Here is a 9,157-nt window from a genome sequence, read left to right on the forward strand (position 1 = left end):
GAGACCAGCCGTGAGCGCGCGCGACGCGATCCTCGCGCGGCTGCGCGCCGCCGCGCCGGGCGTCGCCGCCCCGTCCGGCCGCGCGCTCGACGCACGCATCGACACGCATTACGACACGCGCCGCTCGCAGGCCGGGACCGCGCACGATCCGCACACGCTCGCCCACACGATGCAGGCCGCGCTCACCGCGTCGCACTCGGACGTCTGGTGCGCGACCGGCGACGCATGGCCCGCGCAACTCGCCGCGCGGCTCGCCGAAGCCGGCGTGCGCCGGCTGCTGCTCGACCCGGCCCGCGCCGAATCCGCGGCACTCGCCCGCGCGCTGCCCGACACGGTCGCGCCCGTGCCGTTCGACCGGCCGATCGACGCGTGGAAGGCCGAGCTGTTCGACACGATCGACGCGGGCTTCACCGTCGCGCGTTCGGGCATCGCGGCCACCGGCACCGTCGTGCTCGCCCCCGATGCCGGCACGCCGCGCACGGTGTCGCTGGTGCCGCCGCTGCATGTCGCGCTCGTCCATGCGGGCACGCTGCATCCCGACCTGCACGCGGCCGTCCACGCGGAGCGCTGGCACGCCGGCATGCCGACCAACCTGGTGCTGGTGTCGGGCCCGTCGAAGACGTCCGACATCCAGCAGACGCTCGCCTATGGCGCACACGGCCCGCGCCGCCTGTGGGTCGTGATCGTCACCGATTCCGCCGCCCGGCCGGCTGCAATCGCCCGCGAGGACCTCCCGCAATGAGCGACCACACGCTGCAATTCGTCGCACCCGGCGACTTCAAGGCCCGCGCGCGCGCCGCGCTCGACGATCCCGCATTGCGCCGGAGCTTTCGCGGCGCGATGGACTTCCTGCAGGGCAAGCGCGCGACGCAGTTCCCCGACGACGCCGAGCTGCAGCAGCTGCGCGACCTCGGCGAAGCGGTGCGGCAACACGCGCTCGCGCAGTTGCCCGCGCTGCTCGAACGGCTGGAGACGAAGCTCACCGAGGCCGGCGTGCACGTGCACTGGGCCGAGACGGCCGCCGACGCGAACGCGATCGTGCTCGGCATCGCGCAGGCGAAGAAGGCGCGCCGCGTGATCAAGGGCAAGTCGATGGCGAGCGAGGAAATCGAGCTGAACCATTACCTCGCGGAGCACGGCGTCGACTGCATCGAATCCGACATGGGCGAATTCATCGTGCAGCTCGCGGGCGAGAAGCCGTCGCATATCGTGATGCCGGCGATCCACAAGACGCGCGGCGACATCGCCGAACTGTTCGAGGCGCACATCCCCGGCACGCGCTACACGGAAGACGTCGACGAGCTGATCCAGACCGGCCGGCGCGCCCTGCGGCGCGCGTTCGCCGAGGCGGACATCGGCCTGTCCGGCGTGAACTTCGCGGCGGCCGACACGGGCACGCTGTGGCTCGTCGAGAACGAAGGCAACGGCCGCCTGTCGACGACGGTGCCCGACACGCACGTCGCGATCATGGGGATCGAGAAGGTCGTCGAGAAACTCGAGCACATCGTGCCCTTGTCGAGCCTGCTCACGCGCTCGGCCACCGGCCAGGCGATCACGACCTACTTCAACCTGATCTCGGGCCCGCGCCGCGACGGCGAACGCGACGGCCCGCGCGAGCTGCATCTCGTGCTGCTCGACAACGGCCGCACGCAGGCCTATGCGGACGAACAGCTGCGCGCGACGCTGCAGTGCATCCGCTGCGGCGCGTGCATGAACCACTGCCCCGTCTACACGCGCATCGGCGGCCACGCGTACGGCACGACCTACCCGGGCCCGATCGGCAAGATCATCTCGCCGCACCTGCTCGGCCTCGACGCGACGGCCGACCTGCCGACCGCGTCGACGCTGTGCGGCGCATGCGGCGAGGTGTGCCCGGTGCGGATCCCGATCCCGCAACTGCTCGTGCGGCTGCGTACCGAGGCGAACCGCAAGCCTGACGAACCCGTCGCGCATCCGCTGCGCGGCCAGGGCGCGAACTACACCCGCGCGGAAGACCTCGTGTGGCGCTTCTGGTCGGGCGCGTTCGCGCATCCGCGCGCGTACCGCGCGTTCCGCTGGACCGCGACGCGCCTGCGTGCGCTGACACCCGCGAAACAGATGGGCTGGACGCAGCATCGCACGCCGCTCGAACCGGCACCGCGCAGCCTGTCCGACCTGCTGCGCGCACGCGGCCAGCCCGAGTAGCCCCCGCTTTACCCACCCATGCCCATAGATAGACAGACACAGATGGAGGAGACACCCATGCAGGTTTGGCACCAGATCTATACGCCGCTCGGCAGCCTCGGGCTGTCGGCGTTCGTCGCCGCAATCCCGATCATTTTCTTTTTCGTCGCACTGGCCGCGCTGCGGCTCAAGGGCCACGTCGCCGCGGCGATCACGCTGCTGCTGTCGCTCGGCGTCGCGATCCTCGCTTACGGGATGCCCGTGCCGCAGGCGCTCGCGGCGGCCGGCTTCGGCTTCGCATACGGCCTGTGGCCGATCGCGTGGATCATCGTCGCGGCCGTGTTCCTGTACAAGATCGTCGTGAAGACCGGCCAGTTCGACATCATCCGCGCGTCCGTGCTGTCGATCACCGACGACCAGCGCCTGCAGATGCTGCTGATCGGCTTCTCGTTCGGCGCGTTCCTCGAAGGTGCGGCCGGCTTCGGCGCGCCCGTCGCGATCACGGCCGCGCTGCTCGTCGGGCTCGGCTTCAAGCCGCTGCACGCGGCAGGACTGTGTCTGATTGCAAACACCGCGCCGGTCGCGTTCGGTGCGATGGGGATCCCGATCATCGTCGCCGGACAGGTGACGGGCATCGACCCGTTCCATATCGGCGCGATGGCCGGCCGCCAGTTGCCGCTGCTGTCGCTCGCGGTGCCGTTCTGGCTCGTGTTCATGATGGACGGGCTGCGCGGCGTGCGGCAGACGTGGCCGGCCGCGCTCGTCGCGGGCGGCAGCTTCGCGGTGACGCAGTACTTCACGTCGAACCACATCGGGCCCGAGCTGCCGGACATCACGTCGTCGCTCGTCAGCCTCGTCGCGCTCGCCGCGTTCCTGAAGGTCTGGCAGCCGCGCACCGCGAAGCAGGCGGCCGGCAGCGTCGTTGCGTCGGGCGGCGGCGCCGCGCTCGCGGGCTTCGGCGGCGCGGGCTCGCGCAACGGCTTCGGCGCGGGCACCAGCCGGCAGGCATCGCCGTACACGCTCGCGCAGACCGTGCGCGCATGGTCGCCGTTCCTGATCCTGACGGCCGTCGTCACCGTGTGGAGCATCGCGCCGTTCAAGGCGCTGTTCGCCGCCCACGGCGCGCTCGCGTCGACCGTGCTGAAATTCCACGTGGCGGGGCTCGACCAGCTCGTCGTGAAGACCGCACCGATCGCCGCGACGCCGAAGGCGCTCGACGCCGTGCTGAAGATCGATCTCGTGTCGGCAGTGGGCAGCGCGATCCTCGTGACCGCGCTGATCTCGATGGTGCTGCTGCGGATGAAGCCGCGCGATGCGCTCGTCACGTTCGGCGAGACGCTGAAGGAACTGACCCGCCCGATCCTGTCGATCGGCCTCGTGCTCGCATTCGCGTTCGTCGCGAACTATTCGGGGATGTCGTCGACGCTCGCGCTGATGCTGGCCGCGACCGGCGCCGCATTCCCGTTCTTCTCGCCGTTCCTCGGCTGGCTCGGGGTGTTCCTGACGGGCTCGGACACGTCGTCGAATGCGCTGTTCTGCTCGCTGCAGCAAGCCACGGCCCATCAGCTCGGCGTACCCGAGACGCTCGCGGTGGCCGCGAACACGACGGGCGGCGTGACCGCGAAGATGATCTCGCCGCAGTCGATCGCGGTGGCATGCGCGGCAACGGGCCTCGTCGGCAAGGAGTCGGAGCTGTTCCGCTTCACCGTGCGCCACAGCCTGCTGTTCGCGGTGATCGTCGGCCTGATCACGCTCGTGCAGGCGTACGTGTTGCCGGGGATGGTGCCGTAAGCAAGCGGCCCGCCGTTTTCCGGTTCCCCGAAAAACAAAAACCCCACGCCGCGAAGCGTGGGGTTTCGTTCATCCAGGACGCCGGACGGCGCCGGCGCATCGGGCGGCGATCAGCTGCCCTTCGCGATGCGATCCTGGATGTGCTGCGCCCGGCTCGACGACGACGGGTGCGAGCTCATCATCGAGCTCTTGCCGCCATCGAGCTGCGCGAGTTTCTGGAATGCGGTGACGAGGCCCTTCTGGTTCATGTTCTTCTGCTTCATCAGGTCGAACGAGTAGTCGTCGGCCGCGCTTTCCTGCGTCTGCGAGAACTGCGCGTTGATGAACTTCTCGGTGATGTCGCCGAGCTGCGAGCTCGTCAGCGCCGCCACGCCCGGCGATGCTGCGCCGGCCGCGGTGCGCGCCGCGCTGACCGCGTAGGCCGTCTGCATCGCCTTCTTCGAGTGACCCAGCGCGACGTGGCCCATTTCATGGCCGATCACGCCGCGCAGCTCGTCGTCGTTCATCATGTCCATCAGGCCGCTGTACACGCGCACGCAGCCGTTGCCCATCGCCCACGCGTTGACGTCCTTGGTCATGTAGACCTTGTAGTTGATCTTCTGGCCGTTCAGCGTCATGTCGCCGAAGCCCTTCATCACTTTCGTCAGACGCTTCGAGTACGCGCTGTTCGCCGGCGCGACCTTCGATTCCGCATCGCTCGACTTGCACGAATCGTTCGACAGCGCGGCGATGTCGGCATCCGACAACGTCGCTGCCTTGTACAGGCTCGTCCCCGCCGACGTCAGGCTGTTCGCGTCAAGGCTCTGTACCCCGCCGCACGCGCTTAACAGAAACGCCACGCCACACGCTGCCACCGCTTTCTTGAGTTGCATCCCGGATCCCTCGATAGTTTTATTTGGGAGCGGCGATTTTGCATAATCCGGCAGAAAATTACCAGATGTTTACATCGGATGACACGTTCATTACTCGGCAAACTGGAACGAAGCGGCGCGCCGGCGCGGGATTGACGACAAAAAACAGGGCAATCGCCGCGGCCGGGCGACGATCGGCATGGAAATCGGGCGTGCTCAGGCGGTCTGATCGTGGCGTCGCGCCAACCGCCGCGCGACCAGCATCGGCAGCCGCGCCACGAAGCCGGTGAAAAGGCGCAGGTGCATCCACGCGAGCAGTGCATTGTCGCGGCCGTAGTGGAAGTGCGAGACGCCGCCCTCGTGACGGCCGAAATAGCGCACCGGCGCGTCGATGCGGATCGGACGCACGCCGGCCCAGCACAGCCGCACGGCCGCCTCGGGATCGAAGTCGAAGCCGCGCATCCACGGCTGGCGGCGCATGATCGCGGCCAGCGGCGCGACCGGATACACGCGAAACCCGTACAGCGAATCGCCGATTCCGGCCCACAGCGTCTCGAGGTCGGCCCACGCGTTCGACAGCCGGCGCCCCTGCACGCGCAACTGCGGCGCACTCGCGTCGAACTTCGGCACGCCCAGCACCATCGCGTCGGGTGCGGCCTGCGACGCGGCCATGAACGCGGGAATCAGGTCGGCCGGATGCTGGCCGTCCGAATCCATCGTCAATACATGCGTGAAGCCGCTCGCGGCTGCCGCGTCGAGCCCGGCGAGCACCGCGGCGCCCTTGCCGCGGTTCTCGGGCAGCACGATCACGCGCAACCCCGGGTCGCGTTCGGCCATGGCCTGCAGCCGTTCGGCGCTGCCGTCGGTGCTGCCGTCGACGACGACCCACACCGGATTCCACTGTGCTCGCGCATTGCGCACGGTCGTGTCGACCTTGGTGCCCGGGTTGTAGCTCGGAATCAGGACGAGATGGGTGGACGAGGCGTGCTGCTTGGACATGGAAACGGCCGATTGCGAAGACGGGGATCCTGACAAAAGTTTATGACTTGCCGGCGAACGCAGGCAGGCTTCGTCGACGCCGCCCGAATGCGGAGCCGGTTGCCGGATCGTGAGGCTCTCGCGCTTCATGACAGCCACGCCTCCTCATGACCCGTGCTGGCCTCGATCTCGACCAGCAGGTCGTCGCGGCACACGTCCGCATGGACGACGAGCGGCCGCACGCCGGGGCCGGCCGCGTCGCGCAGCACCTGCCCGATCGCGGCCAGCGCCGCGGCATCGCTGGCGTCGCGCACGTAGACGCGATAGCTCAGGTCGGCGAGCGTGAACGGGCCGTGCCCCTGGCGCGCGGCCTGCTCGAGCACGGCCGCGAGGTTCGCGACCGTCTCGCGCGTTTGCGCGACGACGTCGCCGAGATGCACGGTGCGATGCCCGACGATGCTCGCGGTGCCCGACACGAACAGCACCGGCGCGGCATCGCCCGCCGGCCATGCGGCCGCGCGCGCGAACGTCGGTGCCCGCGGGCCGTACTGCGCCGGATAGTGATACGCGCTGACCTGGCGCGGGTTCTCAATCGGATCGGCCGGCGTGCGGCTCGCGAGGAAATGGATCGCGAGCGGCGCGGCCGGCGATGCATCGCCCGCGACCGGCACGACCGAACCGAGCGCGCACGCGGCCGGCACGCCGCCCGTCAGCACGCGGCGGCACGCGTCGAACGCATGCTGGCGGCCGATATTGAACTGACGATAGCGCTCGATCCCGAACTGCACCGCATTGATCGCCGGCACCGTATTCCAGATGCGCAGCGGATGCTGCATGCCGAGCGAATCGAGCACGTCGAACAGCGTGCGGTACGCATCGTGCGTCGCGCGTTCGAGCGGCGTGCCGCCGTCGCGATGCGCGTCGGGCGTGTCGCGCTCGTGCACGACGATGCTGCCGAACACGAGACCCGCCGCCTCGCTGTAGCGATAGTGCAGCGCGCCGTGTCGTTCGCTGCGCAGGTCGCGCGCATGGCATTGCCAGATTTCGCAGACGGCGTCGTCCGGCGCGATGCCCGCGCCGAGCAGCGCCATCGGCACCGGCGCGACCGGCAGGTCGGGCACGACTTCGGCCAGCATCCGCGCCGCCGCGTCCGCGTGCGATCCGGTTCGGGATGTGCGCTGCAGGTCGCCCGCGCCGATGCACACCGCGCCCAGTGCGGCGGGCAACACGTGGTCGAATCCGTCGTCACGGCTGCGTGCATCGTGCAGCAACGCGGCGAGCCGGGCATCGCTCATCCGGACGAGCCGCAGCGCGCGGCCCTCGTCGTGCGCGAGCGGCACGCCCGGTCGCGATGCGGCCGGCCCGGCCGCCGCCTGCCCGCGCGCGAGCGGCGCAGCGGAGGACGACAGGGAACACGGGCGCCGTTCGGCGTCGACTGGATGCACGGACACTTCGATTTCCTCACTATGCGGCGCTGGCCGCGCAACCTCGCGGCATGCGCTGCGTTGCGTTATGCCGCGTTGCGTTACGTCACGCCGACGCCGCGCCCTTCGTCATGCGAGCCCGCCGTTGACGGACAGCACCTGTCCCGTCACATAGGCCGCGGCGTCGGACACCAGGTACGCGACCATCGCCGCGACTTCGTCGGGCCGGCCCGCGCGCTGCGCGGGCACGAGCTGCTTGATGCGTTCGGCGGGAAACGCCTGTTCGGCCATCGGCGATTCGATGATGCCGGGCGCGACCGCGTTCACGGTGATGCCGCGCGACGCGAGCTCCAGCGACAGCGACTTCGTCGCGCCGATCAGCCCCGCCTTCGCGGCCGCGTAGTTGACCTGCCCGCGATTGCCGGTCACGCCGGCCACCGACGCGATGTTGACGATCCGTCCGCGCCGCGTGCGGATCATCGGCAGCAACAGCGGCTGCGTGACGTTGAAGAAGCCGTTGAGCGTCACGTCGATCACGCTGTGCCACTGCCGGCGCGACATGCCGGCCATCGGCGCATCGTCGTGAATGCCCGCGTTGTTGACGAGGATCTGCACCGGCGCATCGTCGGCCAGCGGCGCCAGCGCGGCGAGCGTCGCATCGGCGTCGGTCACGTCGAACGCGATCGCACGCGCGGTGCCGCCGGCCGCGACGATCTGCTGCGCGACCGCCTCCGCCTGCGCCAGATGGCGGTTCGCATGCACCCATACTTCATGGCCGGCCTGCGCGAGCGCCGTGCAGATCGCCTGCCCGAGTGCGCCGCTGCCGCCCGTCACGAGCGCCCGCATCGAATTGCTCCGTTCATCGCGTTCCACCTCGATCGACGCGGTCGCGTATCGCCTGCCGATCGCGGCCGCGTGCCGTCATCATCTGCGCGCCGCGCCCGTGCGCGACGCCGTCACTTCGTGCGGTGCGCGGCGACGTACGCAGCCAGTGCACCGAGCGTCGCGAAGATCTTCTGGTTGTCCGGATTGTCCGAACGCAGCTCGAAGCCGTATTTCTTCGAGATCAGCAGCGCGATTTCCAGGATGTCGATGGAGTCGAGCCCGAAACCCTCGCCGTACAGCGGGGTGTCGGCCGTCACTGTTTCGAGCGGGACGTCTTCGAGATTCAGTTCGCCGATGATCAGCGTGGCGAGCTCTTGTTCCAGTGCGTTCATCATGCGTGCGGGCAGGCGGCCCGTGGCAGCGGAAGGCGCCCGGAAACGGCAATCGCCATGCACGCCCGGCGCGTGCGCATCTCCGTCCCTCCGGCGTCTGCCGGCTTCCCCGCCTGCGTTTTTGGGGATCGTTTGTAAAAGTTATGCGGATTCTAGACGAACGGGTATCGGGCCGTATACCGCCAATGGTTACAGACTGGCGAGCCGGCGCCGCGCCCCGTTGCGGGCCCCGGATGCAGCAGATGCTTGAGCCGCTTTGGATGGAAATGGACCGACCCCGCGAAACCGTTCGTCCGGCGCCATACAATCGGTTACAAAACCCGTTCGCGCCCGCTCCGAACACGCGGTGCCGCGGCCCTAAAATGAGCGTGCCCGACCACCGGCCCGGACCCGTCCCGGCCGCCTTTCATATGATGTTTGACGGCCCGACCCTCGCGTCCGGCCACGATCCGCCCGATGTCGCCAGTCATGCCGCGCCCGTCCTTCCGCTCCGTTCCGGTTCGCCCGTCCGTCCGCCGCCGCCCGGCCGCCGGTGACGGGTATTCGCGCCGCGCGCACGGAGGCCGTCGATGAGCCGGCTGATGCCTGTCGCACGCGGCATCGCCGCGGTCGGCGCCGTCGCGGCATACCAGGCCGGTGCGCACTACGCGGCCGCGACGCCCGGCGCGCACGGCCTCGGCCTTGCGATGGCGCTCGTGCCCCCGCTGCTGCTCGCGGTCGGCACGGCGCTGCG

The 9,157-nt window shown here is 69.5% G+C and carries 8 protein-coding genes; 3 read left to right on the forward strand and 5 right to left on the reverse strand.

Annotated features, from left to right (window positions below; translation table 11 throughout):
* Positions 1 to 10 precede the first annotated feature (10 nt).
* The 3 genes from L810_RS22650 to L810_RS22660 are packed head-to-tail and all read left to right on the forward strand — an operon-like array spanning position 11 to position 3,954.
* Positions 11 to 742: a LutC/YkgG family protein gene (locus L810_RS22650; protein ID WP_021160645.1), complete on the forward strand. Its 732-nt coding sequence runs from the start codon at positions 11 to 13 to the stop codon at positions 740 to 742.
* Positions 739 to 2,184: a LutB/LldF family L-lactate oxidation iron-sulfur protein gene (locus tag L810_RS22655; protein ID WP_021160646.1), complete on the forward strand. Its 1,446-nt coding sequence runs from the start codon at positions 739 to 741 to the stop codon at positions 2,182 to 2,184. The genes L810_RS22650 and L810_RS22655 overlap by 4 nt, the downstream gene beginning before the upstream one ends.
* A 57-nt stretch (positions 2,185 to 2,241) precedes the next feature.
* A complete protein-coding gene (locus tag L810_RS22660; protein WP_021160647.1) occupies positions 2,242 to 3,954 on the forward strand; it encodes a lactate permease LctP family transporter in 1,713 nt (570 codons plus the stop codon).
* Between the two features lie 110 nt (positions 3,955 to 4,064).
* On the opposite strand, the gene L810_RS22665 is transcribed toward L810_RS22660, so the two are convergent.
* The 5 genes from L810_RS22665 to L810_RS22685 all read right to left on the reverse strand — a co-directional run bounded on the left by L810_RS22665 (position 4,065) and on the right by L810_RS22685 (position 8,424).
* On the reverse strand, positions 4,065 to 4,826 hold the full coding sequence (locus L810_RS22665) for a M48 family metalloprotease (RefSeq protein ID WP_021160648.1): 762 nt from the start codon (positions 4,824 to 4,826) through the stop codon (positions 4,065 to 4,067).
* A 195-nt stretch (positions 4,827 to 5,021) separates the two neighbouring features.
* Complete coding sequence (locus L810_RS22670; RefSeq protein WP_042975723.1) at positions 5,022 to 5,804, reverse strand: glycosyltransferase family 2 protein; 783 nt, start codon at positions 5,802 to 5,804, stop codon at positions 5,022 to 5,024.
* A gap of 125 nt (positions 5,805 to 5,929) precedes the next feature.
* Positions 5,930 to 7,234 carry a chorismate transformation enzyme, FkbO/Hyg5 family gene (locus L810_RS22675; protein ID WP_021160650.1) on the reverse strand — a complete coding sequence of 435 codons (1,305 nt, stop codon included), beginning with the start codon at positions 7,232 to 7,234 and terminating at the stop codon, positions 5,930 to 5,932.
* A gap of 102 nt (positions 7,235 to 7,336) precedes the next feature.
* Positions 7,337 to 8,053 carry a 3-oxoacyl-ACP reductase FabG gene (fabG, locus tag L810_RS22680; RefSeq protein ID WP_021160651.1) on the reverse strand — a complete coding sequence of 239 codons (717 nt, stop codon included), beginning with the start codon at positions 8,051 to 8,053 and terminating at the stop codon, positions 7,337 to 7,339.
* Between the two features lie 110 nt (positions 8,054 to 8,163).
* Positions 8,164 to 8,424, reverse strand: a complete 261-nt coding sequence (locus tag L810_RS22685; protein ID WP_042975727.1) for a phosphopantetheine-binding protein — start codon at positions 8,422 to 8,424, stop codon at positions 8,164 to 8,166.
* Positions 8,425 to 9,157: the final 733 nt, after the last annotated feature.

The organism is Burkholderia sp. AU4i (assembly GCF_000466765.1).
GTDB classification, from domain to species: domain Bacteria; phylum Pseudomonadota; class Gammaproteobacteria; order Burkholderiales; family Burkholderiaceae; genus Burkholderia; species Burkholderia cepacia.